Origin of the sequence: Salimicrobium halophilum, from assembly GCF_900100295.1 — a bacterium.
Lineage (GTDB): Bacteria > Bacillota > Bacilli > Bacillales > Halobacillaceae > Salimicrobium > Salimicrobium halophilum.
The window spans coordinates 54,599-70,470 of the sequence record NZ_FNEV01000007.1; the positions used below are offsets into that span (position 1 = coordinate 54,599).

General features: G+C 47.4%; 20 protein-coding genes. 17 read left to right on the top strand and 3 right to left on the bottom strand.

The window, feature by feature from the left end; genetic code table 11:
- Window positions 1-6 precede the first annotated feature (6 nt).
- The 4 genes from noc to BLQ44_RS11515 all read left to right on the top strand — a co-directional run bounded on the left by noc (window position 7) and on the right by BLQ44_RS11515 (window position 3,371).
- Window positions 7-882: a nucleoid occlusion protein gene (gene noc / locus BLQ44_RS11500; RefSeq protein ID WP_093194047.1), complete on the top strand. Its 876-nt coding sequence runs from the start codon at window positions 7-9 to the stop codon at window positions 880-882.
- A gap of 87 nt (window positions 883-969) precedes the next feature.
- Window positions 970-1,743 carry a ParA family protein gene (locus tag BLQ44_RS11505; protein WP_093194160.1) on the top strand — a complete coding sequence of 258 codons (774 nt, stop codon included), beginning with the start codon at window positions 970-972 and terminating at the stop codon, window positions 1,741-1,743.
- Window positions 1,724-2,560, top strand: coding sequence for a ParB/RepB/Spo0J family partition protein (locus BLQ44_RS11510; protein ID WP_093194048.1), 837 nt, complete (start codon window positions 1,724-1,726; stop codon window positions 2,558-2,560). Before BLQ44_RS11505 ends, BLQ44_RS11510 begins: the two co-directional genes overlap by 20 nt.
- A gap of 97 nt (window positions 2,561-2,657) precedes the next feature.
- A complete protein-coding gene (locus tag BLQ44_RS11515) occupies window positions 2,658-3,371 on the top strand; it encodes a DUF554 domain-containing protein (RefSeq protein ID WP_093194049.1) in 714 nt (237 codons plus the stop codon).
- A gap of 80 nt (window positions 3,372-3,451) precedes the next feature.
- Here the strand turns inward: BLQ44_RS11515 and yyaC are convergent, their stop codons facing one another.
- Window positions 3,452-4,087, bottom strand: a complete 636-nt coding sequence (gene yyaC, locus BLQ44_RS11520) for a spore protease YyaC (RefSeq protein WP_093194050.1) — start codon at window positions 4,085-4,087, stop codon at window positions 3,452-3,454.
- A 77-nt stretch (window positions 4,088-4,164) separates the two neighbouring features.
- On the opposite strand from yyaC, the gene BLQ44_RS11525 reads away from it, so the two are divergent.
- The 9 genes from BLQ44_RS11525 (at window position 4,165) to BLQ44_RS11565 (ending at window position 9,757) form a co-directional block, all read left to right on the top strand.
- Window positions 4,165-5,178 (top strand): YkvI family membrane protein, encoded by a 1,014-nt coding sequence (locus BLQ44_RS11525; protein ID WP_093194051.1) that lies wholly within the window; start codon window positions 4,165-4,167, stop codon window positions 5,176-5,178.
- Between the two features lie 98 nt (window positions 5,179-5,276).
- The gene (locus BLQ44_RS11530; protein WP_093194161.1) at window positions 5,277-6,158 is read left to right on the top strand and encodes a mechanosensitive ion channel family protein; all 882 of its coding nucleotides are present in this window, start codon (window positions 5,277-5,279) and stop codon (window positions 6,156-6,158) included.
- On the top strand, window positions 6,133-6,327 hold the full coding sequence (locus BLQ44_RS11535) for a DUF951 domain-containing protein (protein WP_093194052.1): 195 nt from the start codon (window positions 6,133-6,135) through the stop codon (window positions 6,325-6,327). The genes BLQ44_RS11530 and BLQ44_RS11535 overlap by 26 nt, the downstream gene beginning before the upstream one ends.
- 161 nt (window positions 6,328-6,488) lie before the next feature.
- The gene (ychF, locus tag BLQ44_RS11540) at window positions 6,489-7,586 is read left to right on the top strand and encodes a redox-regulated ATPase YchF (protein ID WP_093194053.1); all 1,098 of its coding nucleotides are present in this window, start codon (window positions 6,489-6,491) and stop codon (window positions 7,584-7,586) included.
- Window positions 7,587-7,706: 120 nt separating this feature from the next.
- Window positions 7,707-7,997 (top strand): 30S ribosomal protein S6, encoded by a 291-nt coding sequence (gene rpsF, locus BLQ44_RS11545; RefSeq protein WP_093194054.1) that lies wholly within the window; start codon window positions 7,707-7,709, stop codon window positions 7,995-7,997.
- Window positions 7,998-8,008: 11 nt separating this feature from the next.
- Window positions 8,009-8,491 (top strand): single-stranded DNA-binding protein, encoded by a 483-nt coding sequence (gene ssb, locus BLQ44_RS11550; RefSeq protein ID WP_093194055.1) that lies wholly within the window; start codon window positions 8,009-8,011, stop codon window positions 8,489-8,491.
- A gap of 49 nt (window positions 8,492-8,540) precedes the next feature.
- Window positions 8,541-8,765 (top strand): 30S ribosomal protein S18, encoded by a 225-nt coding sequence (gene rpsR, locus BLQ44_RS11555; RefSeq protein WP_093194056.1) that lies wholly within the window; start codon window positions 8,541-8,543, stop codon window positions 8,763-8,765.
- Window positions 8,766-8,826: 61 nt separating this feature from the next.
- The gene (locus BLQ44_RS11560) at window positions 8,827-9,126 is read left to right on the top strand and encodes a TIGR04104 family putative zinc finger protein (RefSeq protein ID WP_093194057.1); all 300 of its coding nucleotides are present in this window, start codon (window positions 8,827-8,829) and stop codon (window positions 9,124-9,126) included.
- Between the two features lie 103 nt (window positions 9,127-9,229).
- Window positions 9,230-9,757 carry a YceI family protein gene (locus BLQ44_RS11565; RefSeq protein ID WP_093194058.1) on the top strand — a complete coding sequence of 176 codons (528 nt, stop codon included), beginning with the start codon at window positions 9,230-9,232 and terminating at the stop codon, window positions 9,755-9,757.
- Window positions 9,758-9,986: 229 nt separating this feature from the next.
- Here the strand turns inward: BLQ44_RS11565 and BLQ44_RS11570 are convergent, their stop codons facing one another.
- Window positions 9,987-10,625, bottom strand: coding sequence for a YczE/YyaS/YitT family protein (locus BLQ44_RS11570; protein WP_093194059.1), 639 nt, complete (start codon window positions 10,623-10,625; stop codon window positions 9,987-9,989).
- 100 nt (window positions 10,626-10,725) lie between these two features.
- Between BLQ44_RS11570 and BLQ44_RS11575 the strand changes: the two genes are divergently transcribed.
- The 4 genes from BLQ44_RS11575 (at window position 10,726) to BLQ44_RS11590 (ending at window position 15,497) form a co-directional block, all read left to right on the top strand.
- Entirely contained in the window at window positions 10,726-11,424 is a 699-nt protein-coding gene (locus BLQ44_RS11575; protein ID WP_093194060.1) for a response regulator transcription factor, read from the top strand.
- On the top strand, window positions 11,421-12,413 hold the full coding sequence (locus BLQ44_RS11580) for a sensor histidine kinase (RefSeq protein ID WP_093194061.1): 993 nt from the start codon (window positions 11,421-11,423) through the stop codon (window positions 12,411-12,413). Before BLQ44_RS11575 ends, BLQ44_RS11580 begins: the two co-directional genes overlap by 4 nt.
- A 455-nt stretch (window positions 12,414-12,868) precedes the next feature.
- Complete coding sequence (locus tag BLQ44_RS11585; RefSeq protein WP_093194162.1) at window positions 12,869-13,636, top strand: ABC transporter ATP-binding protein; 768 nt, start codon at window positions 12,869-12,871, stop codon at window positions 13,634-13,636.
- Window positions 13,608-15,497 carry an ABC transporter permease gene (locus tag BLQ44_RS11590; protein ID WP_093194062.1) on the top strand — a complete coding sequence of 630 codons (1,890 nt, stop codon included), beginning with the start codon at window positions 13,608-13,610 and terminating at the stop codon, window positions 15,495-15,497. Before BLQ44_RS11585 ends, BLQ44_RS11590 begins: the two co-directional genes overlap by 29 nt.
- Window positions 15,498-15,510: 13 nt before the next feature.
- Here the strand turns inward: BLQ44_RS11590 and BLQ44_RS11595 are convergent, their stop codons facing one another.
- On the bottom strand, window positions 15,511-15,870 hold the full coding sequence (locus BLQ44_RS11595; RefSeq protein WP_093194063.1) for a hypothetical protein: 360 nt from the start codon (window positions 15,868-15,870) through the stop codon (window positions 15,511-15,513).
- Window positions 15,871-15,872: the final 2 nt, after the last annotated feature.

Sequence of the window (15,872 nt, forward strand, 5' to 3'; positions counted from 1 at the left end):
CTGATTTTGTTACATCCATTCAGCCGCTTGTTCGGATTAGGTGACAAACCCGAATCGGAAGATAATCAGGAGGAGGACGTGGAATCTTACAATCCTGACGAAGTTATTCAAGTTCCGGTTTCTCGCATATATCCGAACCGGTATCAGCCGCGGACGATTTTCAGTGCAGAGAAGATAGCCGAGCTGGCTCAGACGATACATACGCACGGGATGATTCAGCCGATCGTTGTGCGTCAATCAGAAGAAGGAAACTACGAACTGATCGCCGGTGAACGAAGGTGGCGGGCCGTCCAGTCGCTGGAGTGGGAAACGGTTCCGGCTATCATACGAAACATGACCGATACACAGACAGCTTCTGTCGCACTTATTGAAAACCTCCAAAGGGAAGAGCTTTCCGTCATTGAAGAAGCGACGGCTTATCAGAAGCTGATAGAAATGCATGAATTGACGCAGGAAGCGCTTGCTCAACGTCTCGGGAAAAGCCAGTCGACGATAGCGAATAAGATTCGTCTGTTGAAGCTCCCGGAATCCGTGCAGCAGGCAGTACTCGATAAAAAAATCACAGAACGTCACGCCAGGGCTCTCATTGCGTTGAAAGAACCGGAAGCCATTGAGAATCTTCTCGCGGAAATTCTTGAAGAAGATTTGAACGTCAAACAGACAGAAGAGCGTATCGTTCAGATGAAGAATCCGAAAGAACCCGATACTCCTAAGAAGAAGCCGAAGATAAAGGGGATCAGCAAAGATATGAGAATCGCTATGAACACGATTCGTCAATCTTTGGATATGGTGAAAGAAACAGGATTTGAAGTGGAAACAGACGAAGAAGACTACGAGGATTACTATCAGGTGACAATCAAGATTCCGAAGAAAAAACAATAGCTGCCTGTCTTCTGCCCATCTTTATAGCCAAAAAGGTGGGTTTTTACGAAGGTGGGAGAACTTTTTAGAACGGCAGGTGTTCAAGGAATGGGAAAGGTCATTTCTATTGCTAATCAGAAAGGCGGCGTCGGAAAAACGACGACGTCTGTGAACCTGAGTGCCGCTCTGGCGCATTTGGGTCATAGCGTTCTGCTTGTTGATATCGATCCTCAGGGCAATGCGACGAGTGGCGTCGGTATTGAAAAAGGGGACGTGGATGAATGTATCTACGACGTTCTGATTGAAGATGCGAGCATTCAGGATGTATGCCGGTCGACGAATACGGAGCGGCTGGACGTGATCCCGGCGACGATCCAACTTGCCGGTGCAGAGATTGAGTTGGTGCCGACCATTTCAAGAGAAGTCCGTCTGAAAAATGCTGTCGATGAAATCAAGCAGAAATACGATTATGTCATCATCGACTGTCCTCCTTCCCTCGGTTTGCTGACGATCAATTCTCTTACGGCTTCTGACGCTGTCATCATCCCTGTCCAGTGCGAATATTATGCGCTCGAGGGGCTGAGTCAGCTTCTGAACACGGTACGGCTCGTCCAGAAACATCTGAATAAGCAACTGGTCATCGAAGGGGTATTGCTCACGATGCTTGATGCACGGACGAACCTTGGTCTTCAAGTCATCGAAGAAGTGAAGAAATACTTTCAGGACCGTGTGTATAAATCGATTGTTCCGCGAAACGTACGCCTCGGCGAAGCACCGAGTCACGGAGAACCGATCATCACCTATGATTCCCGTTCACGTGGGGCAGAAGTTTACTTAGAACTTGCAAAGGAAGTGGTTGCTAATGGCGAAAGGGTTAGGTAAAGGGCTGAATGCTTTCTTTTCGGAGGCGGAAGCAACAGAGGAAGAACAGATTCAGGAACTGTCTGTGAAGAAATGCCGTCCCAATCCTTATCAACCGAGAAAAGAATTCTCCGAGGAAGCGATCGAGGAGCTGAAATCGTCCATCGAGGAGTATGGGATTCTTCAGCCTCTCATTGTTCGGAAGAGCATCAAAGGGTATGAGATCGTTGTAGGGGAACGTCGTTTCCGTGCAGCCAAAAAGGCAGGACTAGAGAAAGTCCCTGCCGTCGTGAGAGAGATGACGGATCAGCAGATGATGGAACTCGCTCTGCTCGAAAACCTTCAGCGTGAAGATTTGAGTCCACTCGAAGAAGGGGCGGCCTATCGCAACTTGATGAAAGAGTTGCATCTTACGCAACAGGCACTCGCCGATCGTCTCGGGAAAAGTCGTTCTCATATCGCGAATCTGGTCCGACTTCTGTCTCTGCCTGCAGAGATTACACAGAAAGTGAATGACGAGGAACTATCAATGGGGCATGCCCGGGCCCTTCTTAGTCTGGAAGATGAAAGCAAGCTACTTTCCGTAGCGACCCGCATTGAAAATGAAGGGTTGAATGTAAGACAGACGGAGCAACTCGTGGCTCGTCTGAATTCTCCTGAACAGGAAGAGAAGCCGAAGCAGAAAAAGGACATTTTCCTTCAGGAGCGGGAAGACGTATTAAAGGAGCGTCTCGGAACCGGAGTAAGAATAAAAAAAGGGAAGAAGAAAGGCAAAATCGAAATCGAGTTCAGTACCAACGAAGATTTGGAGCGCCTCCTTCACTGGTTTGAGAAATAACGGCTTCTGAAACTGTCGCTCTCTTCTGCCCGTCCGGCAGAGAAGAGGGACAGTCTTTTTTACATAAGGATTTGGTTGGATAGAAGGGGAGGTAGCTATGGCGCTGTTAGGGACGTTAGTCAATGGAGCTTGTATTGTGGCCGGTACGCTGATCGGTCTTTTTTTTACGAAAATACCTGAACGATTCAAGGAAACGGTTATGAGCGGCGTGGGCTTGGCGGTTATACTCATCGGCCTGCAGATGGCGTTTGAAGTGAATAGTATCGTCATCGTTCTGCTCAGTCTGTTGTCCGGGGCTCTGGTCGGGGAGGCTTTGTATCTCGAAGATCGGCTGGAAGCGGCTGGTCACTGGATCGAAAGGAAATTTGCGAAACCGGAAGAGTCCTCAGGGATCGCCGAAGGATTCATTACAGCTTCCCTCATCTTCGTCATCGGGGCCCTATCTGTCATCGGCGCTCTCGACGGAGGACTTCGAAACGATCACGAAGTGTTGATTACAAAAGGGATCATCGATGGCTTCGTCGCCATGGTTCTCACTTCCACACTTGGGATAGGGGTCATCTTCTCCGTTATACCGGTTGTTCTTTATCAGGGGAGCATCGCGCTTTTGGCAACCCAAATCAACCGGTGGGTACCGGAAGATATGCTCGATTTATTCATCACGGAGATGACGGCAACCGGAGGTCTGATGATCGTTGCCATCGGATTGAACATATTGAATCTCACCAAAATTCGGGTGGCGAATCTGCTGCCAGCGCTTATCATGGTGGGCGTATTGCTTTATCTGCAACAATTACTTGGCTGGTTCTGAGATAAGAAAAGCCGGGGTGTGAGGGATGTCTGGGATAGACATTCTGTTACATCCCGGTTTTTATGTTTTGACCTATTTTTCTATGCGTCATTGGCCAGGCGAGTACGTTGAGCTTTTCTGATGTGAGAGAAAGCTCTGGATGGAAATGCAACCGAACGATTCTGCTTCCACTTCTCTTCAAGTCCGTGCAGAGCGGACACGGTAGCGGAAGAAAGGTCGATGACCGTTTTCAGGCGTGTATTCTGCAGAACGGCGAACTCCATGAATCCCTGGACATTCACGATTCCATTGATATGAACATCCCCCACTTTCGGTAAGTCCTTTTTGAGGGCAGCTCCTGGAGCCAGCGGACCTTTGGCGAGTGTCAGCGATCCGATATGAGAAACACTTCCGAGACAGGCATCAACGGCAATGATAAACGGATTACGGTATTTCATTTTCACTTCTTTTATTCTCTCTTCCAGGTTCACGGCATGAAGTGGTTCTTCGATCGTACCGAGTACGTGAAAGGACCCTTCCCCCTGTTCCTCGAGCATCGATCCAACAAAAGGACCGTAGGAATCTCCGGTCGAACGGTCGGTGCCGACACAAGCGATGACAATCTCACGGTTCTTCGGAAGCCACTCGTAGAGGGTGGTGATGAAGTCCTCCTGGAACAGAGGATCTCCGATATTGAAATTCTTTTCTTTGATAGGTGTTACATCAGGGGTGTTCATAGGTTCTCCTCCTCAAACATAGTAGTAAAAGTATACAAATCAGACGTCGGTTTTATACGTGAAGGGGTGGGACAGGCATGTGGAAGTCCGGGTTTCGCTGGATCGCACTTATTGTCGGGACGATGATTGGAGCAGGCTATGCCTCCGGGCGTGAGCTGTGGCAATTTTTCGGTCCGGACAGCAGTCTGGCAATATTGTTGTTTGCACTGATGTTTACGGTATCTTGTTATTCCCTTATGCATATGAGTTACGCACAAAAATCGAAACATTATGTTCCTGTCCTTGAAAAGGTAGTAGGAAGGACGTTCGTACGTATCTATGACGTTATGATCATCATTTATTTATTTACGACCACCGTGATCATGCTTGCCGGCAGTGGAGCCTCTTTTGAAGCTTTTCACCAGTCTTACCGGCTTGGTGTTGTTGTGATGGTGATCTGTCTCGTTTTCAGTTTTTTCTGGAATGTTCAGGGCATTGTAAAGGTGACGAGTATACTCTTTCCTCTGCTTCTTTCAGGGCTTGCTCTCTTGCTATTCACTTTCTTGTATGATCAGCGTATCGATCTTTTGGACGGGGTCACTGATATGGATAATTGGATGGCTGCTTTTCCGTTCACGGCGTTGAATGTTCTTCCGCTGCTCGCTGTCATAGGGGCTGTCGGATATAAGATAGAATCACGGGCTGAGATAGGCATTGCCAGTATCGGCAGCGGGGTCGTTCTGGGATCGCTTTCCTTTTTATACAACAGAAGTCTCGTCCATATAGAGAGTGAGGTACTGGTATACGAGATCCCTCTGTTCGCTATTTTGAAAGATTACCCGTATGCGATGCTTCTGTTGATGGCAGTGATTCTCTGGGCCGCAATCTTTACGACAGCGGTTACCGGTACGCTTGGACTGGCCGTCAGGTTCCAGGATAATCTTCAGCAGCCGTTGTGGGTGACTGCCTTCCTTCTGATCGCTCTCATGCTGCCTCTGACTTCCATCGGATTCTCTACGCTTATTGAGCACCTTTACCCGCTTTATGGTATATTGAATCTTTACGTGCTTATTTCTTTACTTCTATACCCGATTTTCTTACATTTAAAATAGACGACTATTGAATCGGCGAGGGAGGGTTGTTTTTGAGCGGATATGGAAGAGTGCTATTGAGTTCAAGTACAGAAGAAGCTACAAAGGAAGCTATAGGAATGTTCGAGGAGTGGAAGGACGCGGTGCTTGGTCCGGAACTCTGGAGTCAAATCGGTCTCGTCGCTTTTAAAATCTTTTTCATCCTGATATTAGCTGGTGTCATCATAAAGGTCGGGAATAAAGTGATAGACAGATTTTATTCCAGGAGAGTGAAAGGCCCCTTCCGCATTTCTGAGCGGCGGGAGACGACCCTTACGAAGCTGACGAAAAATACTTTGACCTATATCGTTTATTTCACAGCGTTCGTTATGATTTTAGAAGCTTTCGACATTAATATCGGCGCATTACTTGCAGGTGCCGGAATTGCTGGACTTGCCATCGGTTTCGGGGCGCAGAACCTGGTACGTGATATCATCAGCGGGTTTTTCATTATTTTTGAGGACCAGTTTTCTGTCGGAGATTTCATCGGTACGGCAGGCGTCGAAGGTTTCGTCATTGAAATCGGTCTGAGAACGAGCAAAGTGAAGAGTTGGGGTGGAGAAATACACATTATCCCTAACGGAAATATTACACAGGTGACGAACTATTCCGTAGATAACAGTGCCGCTATTGTGGACGTAAGCGTCGCTTATGAAAGTGATATCGAGAAAGCGGAACAGGTAATACTGGAGCTGCTCAAGGAACTCGAGGAGCGCTATGAAGAGATTGTAGCGCCACCAGAGCTTCTCGGTATCGTGAGTCTTGGTGCTTCTGATATATCTATGCGTATTTTCGCTGAAACGTTGCCGATGGAACACTGGAATATCGGCAGAGTGATAAGGAAAGAAGTGAAATTACGTCTGGATCAGGAAGGTATCGAGATTCCGTTCCCTCGTATCGTTATGTATTCCAGGGAAGAAGCAGGAGGTGCTGAGAATGGAGAAGGAATACGAACTGAATGACATTGTAGAAATGAAAAAACCCCACCCGTGCGGAGAGAACCGCTGGAAGATCATTCGTCTGGGTGCCGATATCCGCATCAAATGCGAAGGGTGTGGGCATAGCGTGATGATCCCCCGTCGCGAATTCAACAAGAAAATGAAAAAAGTTCTGGTGAAAGCGGAAAATTGAGCGTTTCACGTGGAACAATATTGAAATTTCGCGTAGCGGAATGAATGTTTTGACCGGTAGAGAGGGAAGCGTTTTTCCTTTTCTATCGGTTGTTATTTTGGATTACAATATCTATAATTGGTATGACATATGCGCTAAAGTCTCTAAGGAGGAAAACCTAAATGGCATTAACAGCAGGAATCGTAGGTTTGCCGAACGTCGGAAAATCTACGCTATTTAACGCAATAACACAAGCAGGAGCTCTCTCTGCGAACTACCCATTCGCAACGATTGACCCTAACGTCGGCATCGTCGAAGTTCCGGATTATCGTCTGGAGAAGCTGACAGAGCTTGTGAACCCGAAGAAAACAATCCCTACAGCTTTCGAATTTACGGATATCGCAGGAATCGTGGAGGGCGCGAGTAAAGGGGAAGGACTCGGCAACCAGTTTCTCTCCCATATCCGTCAGGTGGACGCAATCTGTCACGTCGTCCGTGCTTTTGACGACGATGAAGTCACGCACGTATCCGGAAAAGTCGATCCGATTTCAGACATTGAAACGATCAACCTGGAACTGATTCTCGCAGACCTCGAAACAATCAACAAGCGCCTCGAGCGTGTAGAGAAGATGGCGAGACAGAAAGACAAGGATGCCCTGGCTGAGAAGGATGTTCTTACTCGTCTGAAAGAAGCGCTTGAATCGGAACAGCCGGCCCGTACCCTTGAACTTACGAAGGAAGAGGAAAAGTACCGCAAAGGTCTTCACCTGTTGACGGCGAAACCGATTCTGTATGTAGCGAACGTCGGAGAAGATGAAATCGGCGAGCCGGATAACGATAACGTGAAGCGGATCCGCGAGTTTGCGGAAAAAGAGGGAGCAGAAGTGATCGTCGTCTGTGCCAAAATCGAATCCGAAATCGCTGAACTCGAAGGCGAAGAGAAAGCGGAGTTCCTCGAAGATCTCGGAATTGAGGAGTCCGGACTCGACCAGCTCATCAAAGCGACGTATAACCTGCTCGGTCTTGCTACGTATTTCACAGCAGGGGAACAGGAAGTGCGTGCCTGGACGTTCCGCAAAGGCATGACTGCCCCGCAGGCAGCCGGAATCATCCACACGGATTTCGAAAAAGGATTCATCAAAGCGGAAACGGTATCGTATGAGGACCTCGTCGAAGGCGGATCGATGGCCAAAGCGAAAGAGAACGGAAAAGTTCGTTTAGAAGGAAAAGAGTACATCGTCAAAGATGGGGACGTCATCCATTTCCGATTTAATGTCTAAAGAGTGGTTGTAAACAATCAGGATCTATGGTATTATACTAAGTTGTGAGTAATGATATACGATTACTCCTTGCCTTTTGATCAGCAAAAGGCCGCTAAGTCCATAAGGAGGTGAACACGGATGAGAAACTACGAAATCATGTACATCATCCGCCCGGATATCGAGGAGGACCAGAAAACGTCTGTAAAAGAGCGTTTCGACGGCATCCTTACAAATAACGGTGCGGAGATTGATGAAACAAAAGAAGTCGGTAAGCGTCGTCTTGCATACGAAATCAAAGACTATCGCGACGGCATCTACGTAACAATCAACTTCAAAGGAACAGTTGACGCGATCAACGAATTCGATCGCCAGGCTAAGTACTCTGATGACATCATTCGTCATATCGCTGTACGCGAAGACGATCAATAAGGGGTGGTCTGATGTTAAATCGTGTCGTTTTAGTCGGCAGGTTAACGAAGGATCCTGATTTACGCTATACACCGAATGGAGTAGCTGTCGCCAACTTCACGGTAGCTGTGAACCGTCCTTTCTCCAACAACCAGGGCAATAATGATGCAGACTTCATTAACTGCGTGGTATGGAGAAGAGCAGCCGAGAATCTGGCCAACTTTATGAGTAAAGGTAGTCAGGTCGGTGTAGATGGACGTTTGCAGACACGGAGCTTCGAAAACAAAGAAGGTCGCCGTGTATTTATCACGGAAGTCGTGGCAGACAGTGTGCAGTTCCTTGAATCAAAAGGTGGCTCAGGCGGTGGACAAGGTCCCCGTAATGACCAGTCTTCAGGATTCCAGGGAAATCAGAACCAACCATCTCAGGATAATTTTGGACAATCAAAAAGTAATGACCCGTTCGCAGATGACGGGGAACCTATTGATATATCGGATGACGATTTACCATTCTAAGAGTACGGTAACTCTTGGATACATTCTAAACGAAAAGGAGTGAACGCATATGGCACGTCGTGGACGTAGACGTAAGAAGGTTTGCTATTTCACTGCAAATGGCATCACTCATATCGATTACAAAGACACTGAATTGCTTAAACGTTTCATCTCTGAGCGTGGAAAGATTCTTCCTCGCCGAGTAACAGGAACTTCTGCGAAGTATCAGCGTAAATTGACGAAGGCGATTAAGCGCTCCCGTCAAATGGCTCTACTTCCTTACTCTGCTGAATAATCGGCAGGTGAATCCCCGGCTTTTATGCCGGGGATTTTTGTATAGAAAAGGAGGAGAAACGATGCCGGTTTGTGATCATTGCGGGTATGAGTGGAGACGGAGAGATGTATGGAAAAAGTTATCGGTCCAGGCCCGGGGGACTTGCCCTTCGTGTGGCCAGATGCAGTATGTAACGGCAAAATCACGGAAGCGCGGTAGTATGTATATGCTGCTTGTTTTTCTTATTCTTATCGTACAGGCTGTATTCGAGATTCCACTATGGGGTTCGATTGCGATGCTTTTTGCCCTGGCCTTTGTTCTGATGACGTTTGTTATTCCGAAAGTGTATGAACTGACAAGTGAACAGGAAGCTTTGTATTGAAACGGAGGGTGTTCCCTCCGTTTATTTTTAATTTAAATATCTTGATTTTGAGATATTTGTGTATTATAATTATCTCAGATTCAAAATACAGGAGGAATACATTATGACGACATTGGCTTTAGACAAAGTGCACAGTACACTCGATTTTCAGATCAAACACATGATGGTCTCGAAAGCGAAAGGTTCTTTCACGAACTTCGATGTGGATTTCAAAGGGGATATCGAGGATCTTCAGAATGCTTCCATTACCGTGACGATTCCGGTGACATCGATAGAGACAGGTAATGAAGATCGTGACAATCACTTGAGAACAGGTGATTTCTTCGATGCAGAGAACCATCCGAACCTTGTGTTCGACAGCAAGCAGATCGAAAAGGTTTCGGATGATGAATATAAAGTGACGGGAGACTTCACCATCAAAGGAGTAACGAACGAAGAAACGTTCACCGTAGAATACAACGGTACGTCGAAGAGTCCCATGGATGGCAGTATCGTGGCAGGTTTTGACGTGGAAGGGAAAATCAACCGCGAAGCATACGGCGTCAGTTTCAACGCGCCACTTGAAACAGGTGGGGTACTGTTAGGACGCGATGTGAAATTTACGGGTAACTTCGAGTTTACCGTAGATTAAAGAGGGGCTTGTGTTCAGCACTTTCCAGGAAGGTTTTTGTGGACGTTTAAGCTTGGAGTATATCCGCGAGCGTCCCGCAAAAATATTTGCAACCCACTCGAGGACGGAAATGTCCTCTGAACGTACCGATTTCAAAAAAATGGTACACTCAAGTGAGATTCTTTTCTCTGAGTGTACCGCAAATCAATAGAAAACAGGCACCAGGGAAACCCCCTTGAGTGCCTGTTTTTTATCGAAAAGTCTTTTTCGTCTTTTCTGTTGTGATGATGGAGTGATCGAAACGCTGCACCCATCCCATGAAATACTGGATAAAAGCTCCGCTCAAAGCCATGATGATAAGTGTTCCTATTCCTACGGCTCCGTTGAAAAACAGAGCAAGAAGGACGAGGACGACACTGATCGCAGCCCGGGAAATGGTCACGTTCCACCCCGTGAGATTCCGTATGACGAGCATCATCCGGTCGAAAGGAATCGGAGCGAAGTTGGCTTGCAGATTAATCGAAATTCCGAGAGCGGAAATGACCATGCCGAGGAAGAAAACGATACTCTCTTCCCAAATAGCAACAGGGGTCACCCATCCTTCCAGGGTGAACACCCAGAAGTCGATGCCGAGTCCGGTGATGAGGGAAGTGACAATCGCAATCATCTCAGGCCGGCGTTTTTCAGCGACGGCGTTGAAAATGATCATTGATATTCCGACCACGATTTCCCAACTTCCGATAGTCAGACCGAACGTCCGGTATAATCCTACGAGCAATGCGTCGAAAGGGGAGGTTCCGAGACCACCAAGCACGGTAAGTGCTATTCCAAGAGTTAAAATCAATAGCCCTGAAAAATAATAGCCTGCTCGTTGATAGATTCTCTTCATCGCCTGCTCCCCCTTCCTTTGCCATCCTGTTACTATACAAAAGATAAGTCTTTATTTCAATGAAAATGCGCGGTGGTATAATAAGAGAAGAGGTGATAGGATGCAGAAAATCATGATCGTGGAAGATGATCCGAAAATCGCTGAACATTTACATACATATTTGGACAAGTACGGGTATGAGGTAGCAGAAGCGACAGAATGGGAAGATATTACGGCTGAATTTCAGAAGTATCAGCCGGACCTTGTCCTTCTGGATATCAACCTTCCTAAGTTCGACGGCTTCTACTGGTGTCGACAGATCCGAAATCTGTCCCTTTGTCCGATTATTTTTCTATCTGCACGGACGGGAGGGATGGACCAGGTCATGGCCATTGAAAATGGGGGAGATGACTATATCACGAAACCTTTTGCTCCGGAAGTCGTAGTCGCGAAAGTGAGAGGGCAGCTCCGTCGTGCTTACGGGGAATACGCTGTCACCCGTGAAAAAGTGTGGGACCAGGGAGGAGTCGAGCTTTTTCCGGAGCGTATGGAACTTCATTTTGAGGGAGAGCAGGTGACGCTGACAAAGAAAGAGACGGATGTCCTCGAGGTTCTGTTCGACAGGTACCCGCGCGTTGCGGGGAGAGAAGATTTGCTGGAGAAGCTATGGGAAGAGCAGGCCTTCGTCGATGAAAATACGCTTAATGTGAACATCACCAGAGCCCGGAAGAAGCTGCAGCAGCTGGGTATTGAACATGCTATCGAAACTGTGCGAGGTGCCGGATACCGACTTGTGGCGACATGGGAGCACGGGGAATGAGTCTATTTTTCAAAGAGCACGCGTTTTTAATTTTTATTCAGATGATCCAGTTCGGAAGTATCGCCTTTCTATTGTATATGGATGGCTATTCCGATGTAAAAATGCTGGCGTACCTGCTTAGTCTCGGCTTCTTTTTTCTTGGAATCTACCTTACCTATCATTACGTCACGCGGAGAAACGTTTATCGGCGCCTGGAACGTCCGATGAATCATCTTGATGAAGCAATGGAAACAACAGGTAACACTCCGGTCGGAGAAGCGTTGGATGACTTGTTGAAGCAGCAATTCCATAAATTCCAGCAGGAAATCATGGAAACACATAGGCAGAAAGAAGAACACATGACGTTCATGGAGCGGTGGGTCCATCAGATGAAAACACCGCTCTCGGTGATCGAATTGACTGCCAAAGAGGTCGAGGAACCGGCATCTTCGAATATCAGGGAAGAGACGGACAGGATGAAAAACGGCTTGCAGAACGTGCTCTATATGGCACGTATGCGTTCCATCGAAGATGATTTCAAAATAGAGCCCGTGTCTCTCGAAGAAGGGATCCAGGAAGTGGTGGCAGAGAATAAGCGGTATTTTATACGCAGTCGTGTCTATCCCAAACTCGAGACGAGTGAGCTGTTTGTAGAAACGGATAGGAAATGGCTGGTGTTCCTGGTTCATCAGCTTCTTCAGAATGCAGTGAAGTACTCGGAAGGAAAAGCTGATCAAGTGATCGTCAGAAACTACACGAGGGAGCACCGACATATTCTTGAAGTGGAGGATTTCGGTATCGGTATTCCTCCGGAAGATGAAAAGAGAGTGTTTGATCCTTTCTTCACAGGAGTGCATGGCCGGGAATACAGAGAATCGACAGGAATGGGACTATACCTTGCAAAAGAAATAGCCGATTATCTGGAACATGACATCGATTTGGATACCGTCGCCGGGGAAGGGACGAGGGTTCGTATTGTGTTCTCAGAGCCACAATCGCTTCTTTTGTAATTGTAGACGGAGAGCCACAATTCTTTCTTTTGCGGTACACTCAGGATGAAGTTTCATGCGTGAGTGTACCGTTTTTATGAGATTGGTACATTCAGAGTTCGTTTCCGTGCTTGAGTGGATGGCAAATCATTTTGCGGTACGCTCGCGCATTACTTGCTTTCGTGAACGTCGCGGAAAGACCTTTCACTTATGCCAGAGCTTCTAAGCGGGGTGTCTCCGCTTTTCACTTTCATGATCTAGCTACACCATCCAGAAGCACATGTCATAAGTAATGATTTCTTTTTCAGGAGAGAGCACCTGAAAAGAGAAACCCTTACTTATGCCAGAGCTTCTAAGCGGGATGGCTCCGCTTTTCATTTATTACAAGAATGTAAGGTTCATGAAAGGAAAATCGATCGTTCGTAGTGGGAGTGTCCGGTATGATTTGGATAGAAGCAAGGAAAGGGGAAGAGATTATGTTAGAAATCAAAAACGCAGGCAAAGTATATGAAGGCAAAATCGCGCACCGGGCGCTTACGGATGTGAGCCTCAAGGTGGAAAATGGTGAATTTGTAGGGATCATGGGACCTTCCGGAAGCGGGAAAACGACGCTTTTGAACATGATTTCAACCATTGATCAACCTACGAGTGGGGAGATTGTCATCGATGGAGAACGTCCTCACCAGCTGAAGAAGCAGAAACTGGCGGAATTCCGCCGTCAGTCGCTCGGGTTCGTTTTCCAGGAATTCAATCTTCTCCCTACGCTGACCATCGAAGAAAATATCGTTCTCCCGCTTACGCTCGACGGGACAAAAGTGAGAGAGATGGAAACAAGGGCACTCGCTATTGCCCGGAAGCTCGGAATCGAAGACATTTTGAATAAACGGATTACAGAAGTCTCTGGAGGACAGGCACAGCGGGCGGCTATAGCCAGGGCCATGATTCACGAACCGCGCCTGTTACTTGCTGATGAACCGACAGGGAACCTTGATTCCAAGTCTTCGAAAGACGTCATGGAGATGCTCGAAACGATGAATAAAGAAGAAGGAGCGACGACACTTCTCGTCACACATGACCCTCAGGCTGCCAGCTACTGTGATCGTGTCGTTTTCATCCGGGACGGGAAACTGTATTCAGAGATTCATAAAGGGGAAAAGCGTCAGCCGTTCTTCCAGCAGATCATGGACACGTTGTCTTTTTTAGGAGGCGAGCACGATGACCTTTCGTCAGTTCGTCATTCGTAACGTCTTCCGGAACAGGCGCCTGTATGCTGCGTATTTTCTAAGCAGCATGTTCACGGTGATGGTGTTCTTTACGTTCGCCAACTTCGCTTTTCACCCCGTCTTTTATGACGGCTCGATCAACAGTAATGCCTTGAGGGGGATGGGAGTCGCCGGAGGTCTTATTTACGTGTTCTCTTTCTTTTTTGTCCTCTATTCGATGAGTGTCTTTTTGCAGTCACGGAAAAAAGAATTCGGAGTGCTGATGATCCACGGAATGTCTACAAGACAAATCCGCTCCATGGTGTTCCTTGAAAATCTGCTGATCGGCGTGGTAGCAACGATGCTCGGGATCGGTCTCGGCTTGCTGTTCTCCAAAGCGGTTCTGCTTATTGCAGAAAATGTACTGATCATCAGTGAATCTCTCTCTTTTTACATGCCGTGGAATGCCGTGGCCGTTACATTCCTCTCGTTCACTCTGTTGTTCTTCTTCATATCGCTGTTCGTCGCCTTTTTGCTGCGCACGAAGAAACTGACAAGTCTGATCAAGAGCGATCAATCTTCGAAGGGCGAACCGAAAGCTTCCAAGCTGCTCGTGGCTTTCTCTGTTCTTCTGCTGACGATCGGATATGGTCTTGCGTTGACGGCCGAAGGACTGGATGTGATCAGATTTTTCCTTCCGGTAGCAATCCTCGTCACGATAGGCACTTATTTTCTTTTCACCCAGCTGAATGTTTTCCTCGTTCACCGGTTGAAAAAAAGGAAGACTCTTTACTGGAAGAAGACGAATATGATCCTTCTGTCAGACTTGGCCTTCCGGATGAAGGATAACGCACGGGCTTTTTTCATGGTGGCGATCATTTCGACGGTTGCTTTCAGTGCCATAGGATCTCTGTACGGTGCCCAATCTTATCTGACGAAAGGCCTGATTCAGGCGAATCCTTATGATTTCACCTATAATCCTGTCGGAGAGGAAGCGGCAGATAAAAGAAAAGTTGAAAAGGTGAGCGGCGCCCTTGAAGAAGAAGGGGTGGAGTACCAAACGGAACGTGTAACGATGAGCGCCTACAATGGTATTCTTCCGGAAGAAAGTGTCTGGATCATCCCTGATTCTCTCTATAACACACTTGCTTCGATGACAGACAGTCAAAAAGTAGAGGTGGGTCAACGGGAAGCTGTCGTAATCTATGGCAATCTTCTTCAAATAAATACAGTCAATCAGAGCCGTGGTCTGATGGAGGAAGAAATCCCTCTTGTTTCAGGGGAAACGATTTCTCCTTCGTCCTCTGTCACTTCAAACGTCCTTCCTGGAGTCACGGACTACTACGTGGTAAGTGAGGAAACCTACGAATCTCTGCCGGAACCTGAGACCTCCACTACACAATATGTATGGCAGGTGGAATCCTCGGGAGACGAAGTAGTCGAGGTCGGTCTGGAATTGGCCGAATCCTTCCCTCCGGGGTCATTGACGGCGATTGATGCGGTTTTATACCAGATCAATAAGAGTTATGGTCCTGTCCTGTTCATAGGGTTATTCATCGGGATCGTCTTCTTCCTTTCCGCTGGAAGCTTCCTGTACTTCCGTCTCTATACGGATTTTGAGGAAGACCGCAAAAAATTCTCTGCCATCCGGAAAATGGGGCTGACGGATAAAGAAATGAATCGTGTCGTGACCAAGCAGACGGGATTGCTGTTCTTTGCGCCGATCATCGTAGCACTCGTCCACGGGGCTGTGGCCCTTAGTGCTCTCTCCAGCTTCTTCGATTACAATCTTGTACAGGAAGCGGCTTACGTATTGGGCGGGTTTGCTGTCATTCAGGTTGTCTACTTTGTGGTGGCACGGACGCTTTACACCCGCCAGCTCGTCAGGCAGTTATCGAGATAAAAAAAGAGGGCGACTACTCGTCGTCCTCTTCTTTGTGATGGATCTTATTTTTGTAGCGCTGGATGTCCTGGAAGTCTTTGTGGAACTCCTTGGCGAACCGGTATGGCTTACTGACAATGCGTACCGGAAGACCGAAAAGAAAGCTGGATAAGTGTTTGCGGTATTCTTCGTTGAACTGCTTCGGTTTGTTGGCGAGGTTATAGTACATGTGTTTTCCATACTCGTGAAGGATGTCTGTCTGGAATTCCATCGTACGATCGCATTCGAGACAGCGGATGTGAGAGATTTTGTCCCGTACGTAAATGATTTCGTGCGGAGACTCCTCGTGACAATTGATACAGTAAAGATCGGCCTCTACTTCGTTGATGATCAATC

Bases quoted from the DNA above. Each gene is read 5' to 3' on its own strand.
- BLQ44_RS11530 (WP_093194161.1), top strand. From the start codon at position 5,277: ATGTTCGAGGAGTGGAAGGACGCGGTGCTTGGTCCGGAACTCTGGAGT.
- BLQ44_RS11585 (WP_093194162.1), top strand. From the start codon at position 12,869: ATGTTAGAAATCAAAAACGCAGGCAAAGTATATGAAGGCAAAATCGCG.
- BLQ44_RS11590 (WP_093194062.1), top strand. From the start codon at position 13,608: ATGACCTTTCGTCAGTTCGTCATTCGTAACGTCTTCCGGAACAGGCGC.
- BLQ44_RS11560 (WP_093194057.1), top strand. From the start codon at position 8,827: ATGCCGGTTTGTGATCATTGCGGGTATGAGTGGAGACGGAGAGATGTA.
- BLQ44_RS11565 (WP_093194058.1), top strand. From the start codon at position 9,230: ATGACGACATTGGCTTTAGACAAAGTGCACAGTACACTCGATTTTCAG.
- BLQ44_RS11575 (WP_093194060.1), top strand. From the start codon at position 10,726: ATGCAGAAAATCATGATCGTGGAAGATGATCCGAAAATCGCTGAACAT.
- rpsR (WP_093194056.1), top strand. From the start codon at position 8,541: ATGGCACGTCGTGGACGTAGACGTAAGAAGGTTTGCTATTTCACTGCA.
- ssb (WP_093194055.1), top strand. From the start codon at position 8,009: ATGTTAAATCGTGTCGTTTTAGTCGGCAGGTTAACGAAGGATCCTGAT.
- BLQ44_RS11505 (WP_093194160.1), top strand. From the start codon at position 970: ATGGGAAAGGTCATTTCTATTGCTAATCAGAAAGGCGGCGTCGGAAAA.
- rpsF (WP_093194054.1), top strand. From the start codon at position 7,707: ATGAGAAACTACGAAATCATGTACATCATCCGCCCGGATATCGAGGAG.
- BLQ44_RS11535 (WP_093194052.1), top strand. From the start codon at position 6,133: ATGGAGAAGGAATACGAACTGAATGACATTGTAGAAATGAAAAAACCC.
- BLQ44_RS11515 (WP_093194049.1), top strand. From the start codon at position 2,658: ATGGCGCTGTTAGGGACGTTAGTCAATGGAGCTTGTATTGTGGCCGGT.
- ychF (WP_093194053.1), top strand. From the start codon at position 6,489: ATGGCATTAACAGCAGGAATCGTAGGTTTGCCGAACGTCGGAAAATCT.
- yyaC (WP_093194050.1), bottom strand. From the start codon at position 4,087: ATGAACACCCCTGATGTAACACCTATCAAAGAAAAGAATTTCAATATC.
- BLQ44_RS11580 (WP_093194061.1), top strand. From the start codon at position 11,421: ATGAGTCTATTTTTCAAAGAGCACGCGTTTTTAATTTTTATTCAGATG.
- BLQ44_RS11510 (WP_093194048.1), top strand. From the start codon at position 1,724: ATGGCGAAAGGGTTAGGTAAAGGGCTGAATGCTTTCTTTTCGGAGGCG.
- BLQ44_RS11525 (WP_093194051.1), top strand. From the start codon at position 4,165: ATGTGGAAGTCCGGGTTTCGCTGGATCGCACTTATTGTCGGGACGATG.
- BLQ44_RS11570 (WP_093194059.1), bottom strand. From the start codon at position 10,625: ATGAAGAGAATCTATCAACGAGCAGGCTATTATTTTTCAGGGCTATTG.